This window comes from Paucibacter sp. B2R-40, assembly GCF_025717555.1.
Taxonomy (GTDB): domain Bacteria; phylum Pseudomonadota; class Gammaproteobacteria; order Burkholderiales; family Burkholderiaceae_C; genus Paucibacter_A.
Genome location: NZ_JAJIRP010000001.1, coordinates 553,346 through 570,795, shown reverse-complemented (window position 1 = coordinate 570,795; position 17,450 = coordinate 553,346). Strand labels below are relative to the sequence as shown.

General features: G+C 63.4%; 13 protein-coding genes. 3 read left to right on the top strand and 10 right to left on the bottom strand.

Going from position 1 to position 17,450, the window contains the following annotated elements:
* Positions 1–14: 14 nt before the first annotated feature.
* Positions 15–3,626 carry an L-glutamate gamma-semialdehyde dehydrogenase gene (locus LNV09_RS02510; RefSeq protein WP_411969194.1) on the bottom strand — a complete coding sequence of 1,204 codons (3,612 nt, stop codon included), beginning with the start codon at positions 3,624–3,626 and terminating at the stop codon, positions 15–17.
* A gap of 104 nt (positions 3,627–3,730) precedes the next feature.
* On the opposite strand from LNV09_RS02510, the gene LNV09_RS02505 reads away from it, so the two are divergent.
* Positions 3,731–4,201 carry an Lrp/AsnC ligand binding domain-containing protein gene (locus tag LNV09_RS02505; protein WP_263555488.1) on the top strand — a complete coding sequence of 157 codons (471 nt, stop codon included), beginning with the start codon at positions 3,731–3,733 and terminating at the stop codon, positions 4,199–4,201.
* A gap of 186 nt (positions 4,202–4,387) precedes the next feature.
* Here the strand turns inward: LNV09_RS02505 and arsH are convergent, their stop codons facing one another.
* From arsH to LNV09_RS02465, 8 genes are all read right to left on the bottom strand, one after another.
* Positions 4,388–5,119 carry an arsenical resistance protein ArsH gene (arsH, locus tag LNV09_RS02500; protein ID WP_263555487.1) on the bottom strand — a complete coding sequence of 244 codons (732 nt, stop codon included), beginning with the start codon at positions 5,117–5,119 and terminating at the stop codon, positions 4,388–4,390.
* The gene (locus tag LNV09_RS02495) at positions 5,112–5,822 is read right to left on the bottom strand and encodes an aquaporin (RefSeq protein ID WP_263555486.1); all 711 of its coding nucleotides are present in this window, start codon (positions 5,820–5,822) and stop codon (positions 5,112–5,114) included. Before LNV09_RS02495 ends, arsH begins: the two co-directional genes overlap by 8 nt.
* 10 nt (positions 5,823–5,832) lie before the next feature.
* Positions 5,833–6,345, bottom strand: a complete 513-nt coding sequence (locus LNV09_RS02490) for an arsenate reductase ArsC (RefSeq protein WP_263555485.1) — start codon at positions 6,343–6,345, stop codon at positions 5,833–5,835.
* 152 nt (positions 6,346–6,497) lie between these two features.
* A complete protein-coding gene (locus tag LNV09_RS02485) occupies positions 6,498–6,821 on the bottom strand; it encodes an ArsR/SmtB family transcription factor (RefSeq protein ID WP_263555784.1) in 324 nt (107 codons plus the stop codon).
* A gap of 839 nt (positions 6,822–7,660) precedes the next feature.
* Positions 7,661–8,428, bottom strand: coding sequence for a phosphatase PAP2 family protein (locus tag LNV09_RS02480; RefSeq protein WP_263555484.1), 768 nt, complete (start codon positions 8,426–8,428; stop codon positions 7,661–7,663).
* A 62-nt stretch (positions 8,429–8,490) separates the two neighbouring features.
* Positions 8,491–9,375 carry a polyphosphate kinase 2 gene (gene ppk2, locus LNV09_RS02475; protein WP_411969209.1) on the bottom strand — a complete coding sequence of 295 codons (885 nt, stop codon included), beginning with the start codon at positions 9,373–9,375 and terminating at the stop codon, positions 8,491–8,493.
* Between the two features lie 83 nt (positions 9,376–9,458).
* The gene (locus LNV09_RS02470) at positions 9,459–11,786 is read right to left on the bottom strand and encodes a sensor domain-containing protein (RefSeq protein WP_263555482.1); all 2,328 of its coding nucleotides are present in this window, start codon (positions 11,784–11,786) and stop codon (positions 9,459–9,461) included.
* A gap of 171 nt (positions 11,787–11,957) precedes the next feature.
* The gene (locus tag LNV09_RS02465) at positions 11,958–14,030 is read right to left on the bottom strand and encodes an NADPH-dependent 2,4-dienoyl-CoA reductase (protein ID WP_263555481.1); all 2,073 of its coding nucleotides are present in this window, start codon (positions 14,028–14,030) and stop codon (positions 11,958–11,960) included.
* 192 nt (positions 14,031–14,222) lie between these two features.
* On the opposite strand from LNV09_RS02465, the gene LNV09_RS02460 reads away from it, so the two are divergent.
* A complete protein-coding gene (locus LNV09_RS02460) occupies positions 14,223–15,518 on the top strand; it encodes a DUF4397 domain-containing protein (RefSeq protein ID WP_263555480.1) in 1,296 nt (431 codons plus the stop codon).
* Between the two features lie 46 nt (positions 15,519–15,564).
* A complete protein-coding gene (locus LNV09_RS02455) occupies positions 15,565–16,515 on the top strand; it encodes a DMT family transporter (RefSeq protein ID WP_263555479.1) in 951 nt (316 codons plus the stop codon).
* Between the two features lie 25 nt (positions 16,516–16,540).
* Here LNV09_RS02455 and LNV09_RS02450 read toward each other — a convergent pair whose 3' ends face one another.
* Entirely contained in the window at positions 16,541–17,326 is a 786-nt protein-coding gene (locus LNV09_RS02450; protein WP_263555478.1) for a substrate-binding periplasmic protein, read from the bottom strand.
* Positions 17,327–17,450: the final 124 nt, after the last annotated feature.

The window sequence follows — 17,450 nt, the reverse complement described above, 5'->3', positions numbered from 1 at the left end:
GCCGAGCCGCGAGTTCAGTGCATGCCGGCCAGCAAAGCCGCATTGCCGCCGGCGGCCGCCGTGTTGATAGTCAGCGTTTGCTCCGCGCTAAAGCGATATTGCTGACGCACATCAAGCAACTCCTGTGGGCTGATCAGCGGCCGAATGGCGCCTTCGGTGGCGGCCATCTGGCGCAGCAAGGCCCGCTCTGCGCCCGCGTTAGCGCTGAGCAGGCAGACGCCGGCCAGGCGCTCGTCGTCGAGCAAGGCCGTCAGGCTCTGCGCTGCGCCGGGCAACAAGAGCAAGGCCTCGGTCGGCAGGCCGGCCGCACGCAAGCTGGTCTGCAAGGCCTCAGCCCTTGCCGCGCTGGCACCATCCACCAGCAAGGCCACGCTATTGCCCGCCACCAGAGCGGCGGCCACGGCCAGCGCCAAAGTATCCGAAGTGGCTGCGCTGGCCTGCAGGGCCAACACACCACGGCCATGCTGACGCAACTCATTGCTCTCGCCGGTCGGGCCGGGCAACGATTTGTCAGCCAGCGCCAGCTCGGCATGCACCAGGCGAGCGCCGACCAAGCCGGCCTCGGCTTGGCCAGCAAACGCACGGCCCAGCAAAGCGGCGCGCTCGCTCAAAGGCCGCTCGCTCCAAACTTCGTAACCCGCTGCCAAAGCGGCAATGGCGGAGGCCACCGGCACGGCGGGCACAGCGGCCGCATTGACGACACCAACCGGCGCGGCTTCAGCCACCGCAGCTACAGCACAGAAGCGGTACAGGTAGTTGGGCCCGCCCGCCTTCGGGCCGGTGCCCGACATGCCTTCGCCGCCAAAGGGCTGCACACCGACCACCGCGCCGATGATGTTGCGGTTGACATAGACGTTACCGATGCGCGCCTTGTGGGCCAGGCGCAAGGCGCGGCTGTCGATGCGGGTCTGAATCCCCAGCGTCAGGCCATAGCCGAGCGCATTGATCTGCTCGATGACCGCGTCCGGCTCGCCGCCCCAGCGCACCACATGCAGGACCGGGCCGAAAATCTCCTGGCGCAGGGCGCTGATGCTGTTCAGCTCAAACGCAATCGGGCGGATCAGGCGCGGCATGCTCTCGTGCACCGGCGCTTCGGCGATCAACTTGGCCTCGCGCTTCAAGCGTTCGATGTTCTTGGCGACGTTGTCGAAAGCCTCGTCATCGATGACCGGGCCCACATCGGTCGCCAAGTCGGCCGGCTGGCCAACCCACAGCTCTTGCAGCGCGCCGCTGAGCATTTCGATCACGCCGTCGGCAATGCTCTCGTGCACGCACAGCAAGCGCAGCGCCGAGCAGCGCTGACCGGCCGAGCGGAAGGCCGACTGCACGACGGCATCAATGACCTGCTCGGGCAAGGCCGTTGAATCAACCAGCATGGCGTTGAGCCCGCCGGTTTCGGCAATCAAAGGCACGACCCGACCCTCTTTGGCGGCCAGCGTGCGGTTGATGATTTGCGCCACTTGGGTGGAGCCGGTGAAGCAAACGCCGGCGGTCTGCTCGGCCGCCACCAGGCCGGCCCCGACCGTCTCACCCGCGCCGTGCAGCAATTGCAAGGCGTCATGCGGTACACCGGCGGCATAGAGCAATTCAACAAATTTCAGCGCCACAAACGGCGTTTGCTCGGCCGGCTTGGCCGCCACCGTATTGCCGGCAACAAGCGCTGCCACCACCTGTCCGGCAAAGATCGCCAGCGGGAAGTTCCAGGGGCTGATGCAGACAAACACGCCGCGCCCTTGCATCGCCGGGCCGTCGCTCTCGGCTTGGTCGGCGTAGTAGCGCAGGAAGTCCACCGCCTCGCGCACCTCGGCCACGCAGTCGCCCTGGGTTTTGAAAGCTTCCTTGACCAGCAATGCACAGAACTCGGGCAGGCGCGCGTCCAGTGCCGCAGCGGCACGCCGCATCACGGCCGCACGCTCTTGCACCGGTGTCGAGTTCCAGCCCGCAAAGCCGGCTTGCAGGCCAGCCATCGTCGAGGCCAGATAGGCTGGGCTGGCCTCAGCCACCGGCAAGACCTGGCACTGTTCCAGCGCGCGCAGCAAAGGCTGACGCTGCGCGATGTCGGTCAGGTCGGCGCCGGTCGAATTGATGCGGCCATGGCCGAGGCGATCGAAGTAGAGCGCGCCCGGCAGCGGCAAGGCGCCACTGATTTGCACCTGTTCCAAGGGCGAGCCGAGCAACTCAGGCACCTGCACATTGACGTCGGCGAGCTGGTGCACAAAAGACGAGTTAGCGCCGTTCTCCAGCAAGCGGCGCACCAAGTAGGCCAAGAGGTCGCGGTGCTCACCGACCGGCGCGTAGACCCGGCAAGGGATGCTGCCGTCGCGCAGCACTTCGCGGTAGACGCCCTCGCCCATGCCGTGCAGGCGCTGCATCTCGAACTTCGCATTGGCCTTGCGCGCCATCAGCACAATGGCGGCGATGGTGCCGGCGTTGTGGCTGGCGAACTGCGGGTAGATCACGTCGGCGTGGCCGATCAGCGCCTGAGCGCAGGCCAGGTAAGACACATCGGTGTGCTGCTTGTGAGTGAACACCGGGTAGGCCGCCAAGCCCTGCTCCTGGGCTCGCTTGATCTCGCCGTCCCAATAGGCGCCCTTGACCAGGCGCACCATGAAGCGCAGGCCATGCTTGTGGGCGATCGCGGCGACCTCGTGAATCACCTGCAGCGCACGCGTCTGATAGGCCTGCACGGCCAGCCCGAAACCGCGCCATTGCGGGTAAGTGCTGGCGATGCGGGCGGCCAGCGTGTCCAGCACGTCCAGCGACAACTCCAGGCGCTCGACCTCTTCGGCGTCTATCGTCAGATTGATATTGGCCTGAGCGGCCAAGGTGATCAGCTCCCACACGCGCGGCAGCAGCTCGGCAAACACGCGCTCGCGCTGCAGCACTTCATAGCGCGAGAACAGCGCACTCAATTTGATCGAAATGCCATCGGCCTGCTCGGGCGCATCGGCGCGCGCGCCACTGGCGATCGCCTTGATCGCGCCCACATAGGCGGCGTGGTAGCGGCGGGCGTCAGCCTCGGTGCGCGCGCCCTCGCCCAGCATGTCATACGAGAAACTCAGCTGTGGCTGGGCCTTGCGTGCGCTGGCCGCTTCGCTCATTGCCTCCTTGATATTGCGGCCGAGCACGAATTGACGGCCGAGCAACTGGATCGCCCGCACGGTGGCGCTGACCACGGTCTGCGCGCCCAGCCGCGTCATCAGGCCGCCCGAGCCTTCGGCGTCCGGCAAGAACTTCTTCGACAGCGAAATCGCCGAGGCCGACAGCGCCGCGAACATCTTGTGCGGGCCTTCTGAGCTGCCATCGAACTGACCGCGGCCAAGTTGGTCGGCGGTCAAGGCGATCGCGGTTGGCGCATCGGGCACCCGCAGCAGCGCCTCGGCCAAACGCATCAAGGCCAAACCCTCGGAACTGCTGATCGGGTACTCGCGCAGCAGCGACTCCATCGCCCAGAACGGCGCCGGGTTGGCGCGCACCTGCTGCACCCAAGGGCCGGCCAGCGTCAGGACGCTGCTCCAGTCAAGTCCAGTGCCCATGCTTTGCGCCAGCGCCCGGACGACCGCGATCTCCTCGCGGTAGGGGTCGGGCAGACGGGCGGCTTCGGGGGGCAGAGCGAATGTGGACATGGCGGCAACCTTGATGGCTTGTTTCTAGTGAAGAGCCGAACTATATGAATGAATCAGATGTTTTAAATTCAGATCATTCGCACTTCAGTAGTGGAAAATACAGCATGAACCCGGAAACCCCGCTCGACAAGATAGACGCCCGCATTCTTCGTGTGCTGCAAAGCGATGGCCGCATCTCCAACCTGAAATTGGCCGAAGCCGTGCACCTGTCACCGACCGCCGTGCTGGAGCGCGTCAAACGTCTGACCCGCGACAACTACATCCTCGGCTACGAGGCCAGGCTGAACCCGGAAAAGCTCGGCGCCGCGATGTTGGTCTTCATCGAAATCCTGCTCGACCGCACGGTACAAGACGTGATGGATAACTTCAAGGCCGCCGTGCAGGCGCGGCCCGAAATATTGGAGTGCCATCTGGTGGCGGGCGGTTTTGACTATCTGCTCAAGACGCGGGTATCGGACATGAGCGCCTACCGCGAGTTCATCGGCAGCGTGATCTGGACCTTGCCGGGCGTGCGCGAGACCCGCACCTATGCGGTGATGGAGGAGGTCAAGAATACGACGGCGCTGCCGTTTTGAAAGGTCGACTACTCGGTAGCAGCATGGTGCCCGTTGCGGGCCTTCCCAATGCGGACCTTCCCATTGGCGCGAAGCACTGACCAAGTCTGTTCAAAGCGGATGTGCGGAACGGCAGCTTGCCGGTGAGTCGCTCTTGCAGCATTGAATCCTTGTCGCCGACCTCGACGGGCATAACCCCGCTCCACTTCAAATGGCGCGCTGGTTCACTCGCTTGGACAGTTCCTCGGCGCTTTCCTTGCGCTCGCTGTAGCGGTCGACCAGGTAAGGGCCGAGGTCGCGCGTGAGCAGCGTGAACTTGAACAGCTCTTCCATGACGTCGACGACACGGTCATAGAACGCGGAAGGCTTCATCCGGCCTTCTTCGGTGAACTCGGCGAAGGCCTTGGGCACCGATGACTGATTTGGAATCGTCAGCATGCGCATCCAGCGACCCAGCACGCGCATCTGGTTCACGGCATTGAAGGACTGCGAGCCGCCCGACACCTGCAGCAGCGCCAAGGTCTTGCCCTGTGTGGGCCGAACGGCGCCGGAGGCCAGTGGAATCCAGTCGATCTGAGACTTCATCACGCCGGTCATCGCGCCATGGCGCTCCGGCGAACACCAGACCATGCCTTCGGCCCAGATGGCCAGCTGGCGCAACTCCTGGACCTTCGGATGGCTGTCCGGCGCACCGTCCGGCAAAGGCAGGTCCATGGGGTCGAAGATGCGCACCTCGCCACCCATGGCTTCCAACAGGCGTGCGGCCTCAAAGCTCAGCAAGCGGCTGTAGGAGTGCTCGCGCAGAGAGCCATAGAGCAACAGGAAGCGAGGCCGCTGCTGCGAAGGCGAGGGGTTCGCCAGACGCTCCTGCGTGGGCACGTCAAACAGCTCAGCGTCGAGAGCCGGAAACGTGGCCTCTGGAAACAGTGGCTCAGACATGACGTGCCTTTGACGAAGTGCCCGCAGCAGACTCATGGGCCTTGGCGTTCGCCGCCTTGGGCGACAGCACGTGGTGGACGCCCACCGCAATGCCTGCCCCGACCAGTTGCGCGAAAACAAAGCCTGGCGCGCTCGCTGGCGCGATACCGGCAAAGCTGTCGCTGAACATGCGGCCAAAGACGGCAGCCGGATTGGCGAAGGAGGTCGAGGCCGTGAACCAGTAGGCGGCACCGATATAGGCCGCCACCATGGTCGATGCGCGGCCGGCCGGCGCACGCAGAATGACCAGCAGCAAGCCGAAAGTGGCGACACCCTCGGCAATCCATTGGCCGTTACCCGTGCGCAGCTTGGTCGAGAACTGCAGGATGTTCATATCGAACATCGCATGTGCCAGCCAGGCACCCAGCATGGCGCCAAGCAACTGCATGGCGATATAGGGAGCAAGAAGACCCTTGGGCAACTCGCCGCGCGCGGCCATCACCAAAGACACGGCCGGATTGAAGTGCGCGCCGCTGATCGGACCGAATACTTGAATCAGGATGTAGAGGCCACACACGGTCGCAAGGGTGTTCGCCAGCAAGGCGATAGCCACATTGCCGCCCGATAAGCGCTCGGCCATGATGCCTGAGCCAATCACGACGGTCAGCAACAAGGCCGTGCCCAGGGCTTCGGCCAACAACTTCTGCGGAGTTCCAACAGTCATGGGGATCACTTCAGGTGGCGGAAATGGCGTTGAGCGCGGCGAGAAGCTCTTGCTTGCCCATCGATTCGAGCGGCAACTGCAGAAGCTGCAGCATGCGATAGCCAATGGCCTGGCGCGTCAACTCGAAAGCGCGGCGCTTGCCTTCATCGCCACCCTCGGCGTTAGACGGGTCGGGGTAGCCCCAATGCACCTTGACCGGCGGGGCCCCACTCTCATTCCCACCAAAGAAGACCGGACAGGTTTCAGCAGCCGCGCTGTCACATACCGTGATGACGATGGACAGCGGTGGTGCTTCAGGCGTCGTGAACTCGTCCCAGCTTTTGCTGCGGTAGCCGGACACGTCGATGCCGGCATGGGTCAGCGCTTGCAGAGCGAAGGGGTTCAGTCGGCCGCTCGGGGCGCTGCCGGCGCTGAAGGCGCGCAAGTCTTTGCCAAGCTTCTTGGCCCAATGGTTCAGCATGCCCTCACTGAGGACGCTGCGGGCGGAGTTGTGGGTGCAGAGAATGAGTACGTTGGTCGTCATGGTTGGAGCTCGGGTAATCAGGCTTGGCCGATGTCGCGCACAGCCTACTGCAGCGCCATCTTGACCTGGGTCGTCAGGGGTAGCAAGTTCATCAGCCCGGTCTGGCGCTCGAGTGCCACTGCACGGCAATCCTTTTCGGAAGTGGACAACACTCAGCAGGCACAGACCGTTGCCGAGGCTGGCATGCATGCCTCCCCTTGGCAGCAGTTGTCCGTGAGGTAGGCCAGCAAGGCGTTCATGTGCTCAAACGCAGCGCGATAGACCATATTCCGGCTTACGCGCTCCTGGGTCACCATGCCGGCATTGGTCAATTCCTTCAGGTGAAAGGAAAGGGTTGCCGGCGGCAATTCCAAGGCTTCAGCGAGACTGCCTGGCGTCAAGCCCTGTTGACCCGCCACGACAAGCAGGCGAAACACCTTGAGCCGATGGGTTTGCGCCAGAGCTGCGAGGGAGCGGATGATTTGTTGCTCTTCCATTAAACAATTATTCCACAACATTGGAATAGTTGATACAGCGTATGTCGCGATCCGCACTTCGCGTCAAGCTTGTATCCATCTGAAGACAGGTTCAAACCAAGGAGTCCGACATACCTGCAATTCAGACTTTTCTAACCCCGCAGTGTGCTGCATTAGCGGTGTGTGCGGCCAAGACTTTGACGCCAGGCTGGCATCGGCATCGGCCGATATCGATTGAGCAAACGGCCTGGGCGCAAGTGGAGCGCTCCGGTCAGGATTCGTTGCCGATCACGGTGATGGATGGGCAGGTTGTATTGGCGGTGCGCTATGCAGTCCTTGCGCTTCAAGCCGAGGAGCCTGTAGAAATTGCTCGATTGGCGGCACTCATCAAGTCCATGGATTGAACGAGGCCTTGCCTGCCAATCAGTTGCGAAACTGAAGTTCTGCGTTGATCTACCCGCAATATCGTGGGCCATAGCGCTGAAGCTCCCACCCTGGTCACTTTGCCGGCTTTGGATTGAGCTCAAACAGGCAGCGATTGCCATGCCCGGCCAAGGCCGCGCACCGCCCTTTTGGGGGATACGTCACCCCCATATCCCCCCTCGAATCACCCGGATTCCTCCTTCAGTTGGATGGGAATCGGCCCCCACAACGCCGAATATTGCTGCACTGCATCAGCAGCTACCCCCGCCCTTCCCCAGATACGGAGTCCAAAATGCAAGTCCAGGCCGCTAACTCGATCGCAATCGTCGCTTCAAGCGAGAATCAACAAGCTTGCCTCGTGTTCCTGAACCCCGAACCGGTCCGCGGTGCTTGCGGCTACTTTGACTCCAGTTTTGAGCTCAGCCACGGCCTGAGCGTCACCGAGGAGTTGGACCCCACTGTGCAGCAGCTTTGGGCACGGGTGCTGGGCGGCGCGGTGACTCGGCACTGACGGCAGTAAGCTGCGGCCGGTGCAGATCGCCCCGCACAAAGGGCTGCGTACGACCCGACATCCGCAAGGAGAGTTGAATCACCCAATCATGGCTGCGCGATTTCGGCGCGCCGACCGGCATCAAGAGCAAGGCGGCCAGCAAGCCGACCGGCAGCCATAGTGGCGGGGCATTGACAGGCGGGGCAATACAGGGCTGCTCGCGCGGCAGCAGTTGCAGGCTCAGCAAACTGGCCAGTCCACCCACAAAAAAGCCGGCCATAGACTCAGCAGGTGAGTGTGCGCCCACCTTGAGTCTAGAGTAGGCAATCAAAGCTGCCAGGGCAAAGCCGAGCGCCACGCCGAGGCGGCGCAACCGCGGCGATGCACCCAAAAAAGCACACCAAGCCAAGAGCGGCAGCACTGCCGCAGAGGCCATCGCGTGGCCTGAAATTCCGGTGAAATCCCAAGCCGCGATACCCCAACCCCAGCCGAAAAAGGCCAGTTTGCTGGCGGCGGTCAGGGCGATGGCCGCCCCCAAGCAGAGCATCCAACGACCGGCCAAGCGTGCCTGCTGCGGGGTTTGACTCGACACGGACTGGCGCCACAACCACAGCGCGCACAGCAGCGCCAAGGGCAGCAGAATTTGAATTTCACCGAGGCGGGTCAGCAGCTGCCAAAACGGCGACGCAGGAACGGCATTGGGAACGGATGACATGCTGAACAAAGACATGCCACCATGCTAGCGGCAGCAGATGACAGGCGCTTGCCGCATTCCGTTCAATAAATCTCGGGAACCACCATTTCCGGCGGTACCGGCTGGCGCGCGTAGTCCTCATGGCGCTCACGCGGCGGCAGCGTGACCGGCGCATGTTCGACCTCGTGGTAGGGCATTTGCGCCAGCAGATGCGCCATGCAGTTGAGCCGCGCCTTCTTTTTGTCGACCGCCTGCACCACCCACCAAGGCGCTTCCTCGATATGGGTGCGCTCCATCATGGTCTCTTTGACCTTGGTGTAATCCTCCCAGCGGCGGCGCGACTCCAGATCCATAGGACTCAGCTTCCACTGCTTGAGCGGGTCGTGAATGCGCCCGAGGAAGCGCGTGTGCTGCTCCTCGTCGGTGATCGAGAACCAGTATTTGATGACCTGGATGCCGGCGCGCACCAGCATCTTTTCGAACTCGGGCACCGAACGGAAGAACTCTTCGTACTCGTCGTCCGAGCAAAAGCCCATCACCCGCTCGACGCCGGCGCGGTTGTACCAGCTGCGGTCAAACAGGACGATCTCGCCGCCTGCAGGCAAGTGCGAGATATAGCGCTGAAAGTACCACTGCGTGCGCTCGCGGTCGTTCGGCGCCGGCAGCGCCGCCACGCGGCAAACACGCGGGTTCAGGCGCTGGGTGATGCGCTTGATGACGCCGCCCTTGCCGGCCGCGTCGCGGCCCTCAAAAATGATCACCGCCTTGTGCTTGGTCGCCACCACCCAGTCCTGCAGCTTAACCAACTCGCCCTGCAAGCGGAACAGCTCTTTGAAATAGGCGCGGCGCTGGGCCCGCTGCTCGGCGCTGAAGGCGCCGCCGCCCTCGTCAAAAGCGCGGTCATCGATCTCCATCTCCAGCTCTTCGTCATAGCTGTCGATCAGATCGGCCTGCATGCGCTGCATCATCTCGGCTTGTTCTGCGGCTTCTTGCTGGGGTGTTTTACTCGTCATTTCAGCAGCCTGCCAGCGCCGCATGACAAGATGATGAATCAAGCCAGCTGCAGCCGCTTCACCACCGCCAACTTCGGCCCCGCCGGCAAGACCTGCGGAATAACGACGAAGTCCTCGGCCGGCATCGGTCGGCCGTAATACCAACCTTGCGCCCAGTCGCAACCTTCGCGCTGCAACCAGGCGGCCTGCTCGGCCGTCTCCACGCCCTCGGCCAAGACATCCAGATGCAGGCTGCGCGCCAGCACGATGACGGTGCGGGCAATCGCGGCGACGTTGGCGTCCTGACCCAGCTCGGAGACAAAGCTGCGGTCGATCTTCAGCGTGTTGACCGGCATGCGGCGCAGATAAGACAACGAGGAATACCCGGTGCCAAAGTCGTCAATCGCCACCCGCACGCCGCGCGACTTCAAGGCACCCAGCAGTTCGATCGCGCCCTCGGCATCCTCGAGCAGCAGACTTTCGGTTACTTCGAGTTCCAACGCATGGGCCGGGCAGCCGGTCTCGGCCAGAATGAAATCTACGGTTTGAATGAAGTCGGCCTGGCGCAACTGCCGTGCCGACACATTGACCGCGACTTGCTGCGGCTTGCCCGCCACACCTTGCCAGCGCGCGGCCTGCGCGCAAGCGGTCTCCAAGACCCAGCGGCCGATCGGGATGATCAAACCGGTTTCTTCGGCCAATGGGATGAACTCCAGGGGCGAGATCGGCCCACGGGTCGGATGGCGCCAGCGCAACAGCGCCTCGGCGCCGATCAGCGCCCCGTCCGACAACCGCACCTGCGGCTGATATTCGAGCCGGAACTGCGCCGCTTCATTGGCATGGCGCAGCGCATGGGTCAGCTCAAAGCGCTGCTTGACCGCCTGCGTCAGCTCCGGCCGGTAAGCCTGCACACTGTTGCGAGCATGAACTTTGGCGCGCACCATCGCCGCCTCGGAGTTGCGCAGCAAATCGTCCACCGTCACGCCGTCAGTCGGGAACAGCGCCAGCCCTATGCTGGCGCCCAGATTGAAGCGTTTGCTGATATCGCTGGCGCCGTCGAAGATAGGCTCGCGCATCGCGTCGATCAGGCGCTCTCCCAGACGCATGGCGGTTTCTTCATCCACCAGGCCGGACAGCACGATGACGAACTCATCCGCACCAACGCGGGCCACCGAGTCGCTGGCCCGCACCACATTGACAAAACGCGCGGCGGCGGCCTTCAGCACCGCGTCACCCGCCGCATGGCCTGCGATGTCATTGACCTCACGGAAGCCGTCCAGATCCACATACAACACCGCCACGCGAGTCTGGTCGCGCTGGGCTAGGCCGACTTGACGCTCGATCCGGTCGCGCAACAAGGCGAGGTTGGGCAGGCCGGTCAAGCGATCATGCAGCTTTTGATGCAGCAGTTCGGCCTCGGTCTGCTTGATGCGCGAAATGTCGGTCAGCACCGCCAGGTAATGCGGCTCGCCGCCGTGCTCGGGCGCCGGCACGCTGACGATGGTCACCCAAAGCGGCACGCAGCTGCCGTCCTTGTGACGATCCACCAACTCGCCGCTCCATTTGCCCTTGGCGCCGACATCGGCCCACAACTCTTTCAAGAGCTCGGCCCCTTGCTCGCCGAGTTGGAGGTAATTGGGCATGGTGCCCAGCAACTCATCGCAGGCATAGCCGGTGATGGCGCTGAGCGCCGGGTTGACGTCGCGGATCAACAGATCGGCGTCCATCATCATGATGCCCTCGCCGCAATGTTCGAACACGGTCACCGCCCGGTGCAGCTTGGTCGTCACCTCGCGCAGCGCGGTGACGTCGCGAGCAACGCCGATCTGGCCCAGGCACAGGCCCTCGTCGAACACCAGGGCTTGCGCCACATCCAGGCAAGCGCGTTCGCCGTCCGGCTGCGTCACCCAGGCCAGCGTGCGCTGAGTTGCGCCGCCGGCCCCGGCCAAAGCGTCACTCCAGGCCGGACGATGCTCTACCTGATCATCACGGCGACCCAACAGCTGCGCCTCCAGCAAGCCGGTGCAACGCTCGAAGGCCGGATTGCAGCCTTCGTAGGCGCCGTTCGCGTCCTTGAAGTAGACCGGGTCGGGAATGGCATTGAGCAGCGCGCTGAGCTTGCTGCGCTCGCGTCGCACCCGCAGCAATTCACTGCGACGCTGGCGCAAGCGCAAGCGCTGCGAATGCACCAGCGCCAGCACCAGACCCATGGCCACGGCGCCGAGCAGGCTGAAGGCGATCAACCAGAACATCGGGTCGCGCAGATCCACGCCAACAGTCCCCGATGCATGCTCGCCAGCGGCCCTGACCGGTGCCCCGCCCCATAGCGCGGCGCAGGCAGCGCAAGCGGCCACGGCCCTCATCAAGCGGTGAAAGATGTTGTTCATCGGCTACCAAAACTATTTGCTAAAGCCCAGACAGGTCGACTTTGTGAGCCGGCCTGCCGTGCCCTGCTTTTGTAGATTTCCAAGTCCACCCCCGCACGCTTGGCTGCGACCGGTGTCCCCTCGTTCTCGTCGTTTCGGTAGTGTCGGGGCCAGCTTGAGCCCGGCTAGGGTTTACAGCAGGCAGCCAAGCTGGGTTCCCTGCAATATTGCACGCTTGGCGTCCAATTCGCCGGCCTCGAAGGCGCCGCCGAGCAAATGCACGCGTGCGCCTGCCGCACGCAGAGGTGCCTCGAGCTCGCGCAAGGGCTCCTGGCCGGCACACAAGATGATGCTGTCGCAGGCAATCAGCTGCTTATCAACACGGCCTTTGTCATAGCTGATCCACAGGCCCTCGTCGGTGATTTCTTCGTAGTTGACTCCGGCCAGCATCTCGACCTGCTTCATCTTCAACGCCGCCCGGTGTATCCAGCCGGTGGTCTTGCCCAGACCGGCACCGGGCTTGCCCTGCTTGCGCTGCAGCAAGGAGATGATGCGGGCTGAGCTGGCCGGTTCCGGCGTCACCAGGCCGGCGCGCGCAAAGCTGGGGTCGCCGACCCCCCATTCACGCCGCCAGGCGGGCGGATTCAGGGTCAGCGAATGACCTGCTTCAGCGCCCTGCTCGGCCAGATATTCGGCCACATCAAAGCCGATGCCGCCGGCGCCGACGATGGCCACGCGCGGGCCGACCGGCTTCTTGTGCCGCAAGACATCGATATAGCTCAAGACCTGACCCCGCGCTTCGCCCTCGGCCTGGCCTTTGATGCGCGGGTCGCGCGGTGTCACGCCGGTCGCCAGCAAGACCTCGTCGAAACCTAGCAAGGTATCGGCCGCCACGCGCTCTTGCAGATGCAAATGCACGCCGGTGATCTCGATGCGGCGGCGGAAATAACGCAGCGTCTCGGCGAACTCCTCCTTGCCCGGGATCTGCCGCGCCATATTGAACTGACCGCCAATTTCAGCGGCGCCGTCAAATAGATGGACCTCATGGCCGCGCTCGGCCAGCGTGGTCGCCGCCGCCAAACCAGCCGGGCCGGCGCCGACCACGGCGATCTTCTTGCGCGGCTGCTGGCTCTTGGCGAGCGGAATGACGCGAATTTCTTGCTCGAACGCAGCTCGCGGGTTGACCAGGCAGGTCGAAATCTTCTGCGCAAAGGTGTGATCCAGGCAGGCCTGGTTGCAGGCGATGCAGGTATTGATCTCTTCGGCGCGGTTCTCCCGCGCCTTTTTGACGAACTCAGGGTCGGCCAGGAACGGCCGCGCCATGCTGACCATATCGGCCGAACCGTCGGCCAGCAGCCCTTCGGCCACCACCGGCGTGTTGATGCGATTGCTGGTGATCAGCGGAATGGTGATGCCCTCAAGGCGCAGCTGGTCGCGCAGTTTTTTGGTCACCCAGGCGAAACCAGCGCGCGGTACCGAGGTCGCAATCGTCGGCACGCGCGCCTCATGCCAGCCGATGCCGGAGTTGATGATGGTGGCACCGGCTTTGACGACGCCACGCGCCAACTCCAGCACCTCATCCCAGCTGCTGCCGTTCGGGATCAGATCCAGCATCGAAAGCCGGTAGATGATGATGAAGTCCGGCCCGACCGCCTCGCGCATGCGCGTGAGGATTTCCAGCGGCAACCGCATCCGGTTCGCATAACTGCCACCCCAAGCGTCGGAACGTTGATTGGTGTGCGTGACCAAAAACTGATTGATGAAATAGCCTTCAGAGCCCATCACCTCGACGCCGTCGTAACCGGCCTCGCGCGCCAGCCTGGCGCAGCGGACGAAAGCGCGGATCTGCCGCTCGATGCCACGTGCACTCAGCTCACGCGGCGTGAACGGCGTGATTGGCGACTTGATGCGCGAGGGTGCCACGCAAAAAGGCTGATAGCCATAGCGGCCGGTGTGAAGGATCTGCAAAGCGATCTTGCCGCCCTCGGCATGCACGGCCTTGGTGATGATGCTGTGCCGCTTGGCCGCGCCGCCGGTCGCCAAGGTCCCCGCAAAAGGCTTGGCCCAGCCCTCGATATTGGGCGCGTAGCCGCCGGTCACGATCAGCCCGACCTCGCCGCGCGCGCGCTCGGCGAAGTACTCGGCCATGCGCTCGAAATGCTTGCGACCATCTTCCAAGCCGGTATGCATGCTGCCCATCAGCACCCGGTTCTTCAGGGTCGTAAAGCCCAGGTCCAGCGGTTCAAGCAAATGGGGGTAGCTCATGAGGGGGCTCGGTGACGGCGGTGGCCGATGCTAGCAGTCGAGCAGCGCCGAATCGCCCAGGTTTGCCCTCTATTGGGGAGCTTGCCCTAAGAAGTCCCAGCAACAAGACTTCACGGTCCCGACACAAGGCCACATGCAGCAGCAACATGGCTCAAGCCCAATCGCGCAGCACCTTTCAACGGAGTTCTCTCGATGCGATCCAACTTTCTGTCCCCCAAAAACTGGGGCCTTTTGACGCTGACCTGCGCCGGTTTGCTGTTGAGCGCCTGCGGCGGTGGCGGATCCGGCGACAACAATGCCAATATCCGCCTGCTCAATGCCACGCGCAGCTACGCCGGCCTGGCCTTGAGCATGAATGACAAGAGCGTCAACTCCGATGTGGCTTACGCCTCGGTGGGCAGCTATGCCAGCGTCGACACCGGTACGACCAGCAGCCAGATTCAAACCACCGGCATCGGCACCACGGTGGCCAGCCTCTCGCCCTCGCTGAACAAGGGCAGCAACTACACCATGATCGCCTACGGCTGGGCCGGCGCCGTCCACACCAGCATGCTGCAAGAGGATCAGGAAGCCGCCGCCAGTGGCAAGACCAAATTTTTGCTGATGAATTTGGCCCCAGATGCAGGCGCGCTGGACTTCTATCTGTCCGTGGTCGGTGACAGCCTTGACAATGAAGCGGCCGTGGCCAGCAACATCGCCGGTGGACTCAGCAGCGGCTTCAACACCATCAACAGCGGCAGCTATCGCCTGCGCATCACCAGCGCCGGCAAGAAGAGCGAAGTGCGCTTGGATATACCCAGCATCACGCTGGCTTCAACCGGCGTCGCCACCCTGATCGTGACGTCGAACGACGGCGGTATCCTGGTCAACGGCATCTTGCTGCAACAAAAAGGGGAGGCCGGCAATTTCCTCAGCAGCGAGGCGCGCGCCCGCGTGATCACGTCCTTCGGTGACGGTGTCCGGGTCACTGCACAGCTCAACGGCAACAGCTTGATGGGCAATGCCGTCGCACCCGCCATCGGCGAATACATCAACACCCAGGCGGGTGCGAGCAGCTTGAATGTGACGATCAACGGCAACCCGATGAACTTGAGCGCACCGGTCCTGAAGGCCGGCGCTGACTACACGCTGCTGGTCTGGGGCGACAGCGCCGCGCCGCAGCTGACCGTGCTGAGCGACGACAACCGCCTGGCCGCCACCGCCGGCGCCGTCAAGATGCGCCTGGTCAATGCGGTCACGAATTTGAATTCAGGCCTGAGCCTGTCGGTTGACTACAGCGCCATCGCATCCACGGTTTTACCGGGCACCGGCTCGACGCCAAGCCTGCTGTCGTCCAGCACCAGTTCGCTTTTGAGCGTCAACTCCAGTGCCAGCAGCACACCGGCCTACTCGATCACCGAGTTGCCGCTGGTGAGCAATGGCGTCTACAGCGTCTTCATGCTGGGCGCCGCTGACAAGATGGTGGGCACGCTGCGGCGCGAAAGGTAGCGGTGCTGGGGGCGGCGCCGCTGGAGACTTCAGGCAAGATGCCGCCATGTCCCTCGCCACCGCCGCAAACCCAAGTCCGTCTTCGCGTCACAGCCTGGCCGTCGGCCTGGCCATCGTGATCGCCTGGGGCCTGAACTTCCCGCTGCAAAAAGCATTGTTGACCGCGATGCAACCGGAGGGCTTCTTGTTCCTGCGCTTTGCCTTGATGCCCTTGCTGGTGACGGGGCTGCTGGTGCAACGCTATGGCCTGCGCTGGCCTGGGGTCTCACGCAGCGACGCCTGGGCCTTGGCACGCCTGGGCTTGCTCGGCCAAGGCCTGCACCTGGCCCTGAGCAGCTACGGCATCCATTTCTCGACGCCGTTCTCCAGCTCGGTCTTGCTGGCCTGCGGGCCGGTTTTTACCTTGTTGATCCTGCGCGCCTATGGGGTCGAGCGACTGCAGCGCAAGCAGCTCTTGGGCATCGCGGTGGCGGCGGCTGGCGCCTTGCTGTTCATGTCGGACAAGTTGTTGGCCGCCAATTGGCGCGCCGGCGGTGGCGACGCCGTGCTGCTGCTGGCCGCCGCGATGTTCAGCTACTACACGGTCGCCGCCAAGCCGCTGATCGAGCGCCTCGGCGCCGTCTTGGTGATGTGTTATGCCAGCCTGGCCGCGACGCTGCCGGTCTTGATCTATGCCGCCCCAAAGGCGCGCCAAGTCGATTGGGCAGCGGTAGCGCCGCTGCTCTGGCTGGGCGCGGTCTGGGCGATTGTCTGCATCGGTTTCATCACCTGGCTGGCCTGGGGTTGGGTCAATGCCCAGCGCGGCGTAGCGCGCACCGCACCCTTGATCTACCTGATGCCGCCGATAGCCGGCCTGGCCGCCTGGGCCAGCACCGGTGAGCAGTTCACGGCGGCCAAGCTGCTCGGTGCGGCCATTACTTTGAGCGGGGTGGCATTGGCACAGTTTGCGCCGCAGCTTCGCGCCATCCCGGTTGACGGCCTGACCCGCGTGGATTGACTCAAGCCCTGGCCCGTTGGCCGGGCTATTTGACCCGGCTGTCGGTGCCCAGCATCAGCGCCTCTTCGTCCTGGTACCGCTTGCTCTTGCGCGCCCGCTCTATCGCCGACCAGATCGATTTGACCAGCAGCTCGTTGCCGGCATAGAACTGGCTGTTGAAGAGCAGGTATTGATCGGCCACCTTGACCGGCGGGCCGTCTTCAACCGCCACTGTATTCAACTCAGGCTTGATCTTCAGTAGGCGCTGCGCTTCAAAGTGCTGCAAGACCACCACCTGCAAGGCGCCAAGCTCCAACATCCGCATCAGATCTTCGGCGCTGCGGGCGGTTTTGATGGGGTAACCGAGCTCCTCGATATTGCGCCCGACGCTATAGCCCAGCTGCACCCCGACCGGCTGGCCGCCGAGGTTCTCGAAGCGCGTATTGAGCCAGCGCACCGGGCTGTCGATGCGCCGGAACACATGAAAGCTATCGGTGTGCAGGCGCAGCTCCCGGTTCAGGCTGCCGTCCTGATTTTGCGGATAGCTGCCCCAACTGGCGCGTTCGCCGTTGAAGCTGGCGGCAATCGCCGCATGCAGGCGGCCGGTCTGAACCTCCAACAGGCAGCGTCGCCAGGGCAGGCGGATGTATTCAAACTTCTGATTCAGCTCTCGTTCAACCAGGGCCAACTCCAACAAGGCCAGACCCTTGGCGTCGCCAGTGATCCAGGGGTAGACCGAACTGTCCTCAAAACACAGCTTGACCGGTCCATCAGCGGCGACGGCGATGCCAAGCCACAGACTCAGCACAGCACAAATCAAAGAACGCCTCATTTGCCCCATACGTCCCATACGCCCCAAACGCCTCAAACGCTCTATTTGCCCGATTTACCCTATTGACCCGAATCGCATTGTTCTCCGCACCGCTACAAGGTCCAGGCAAGAGCTAGGCCCATTG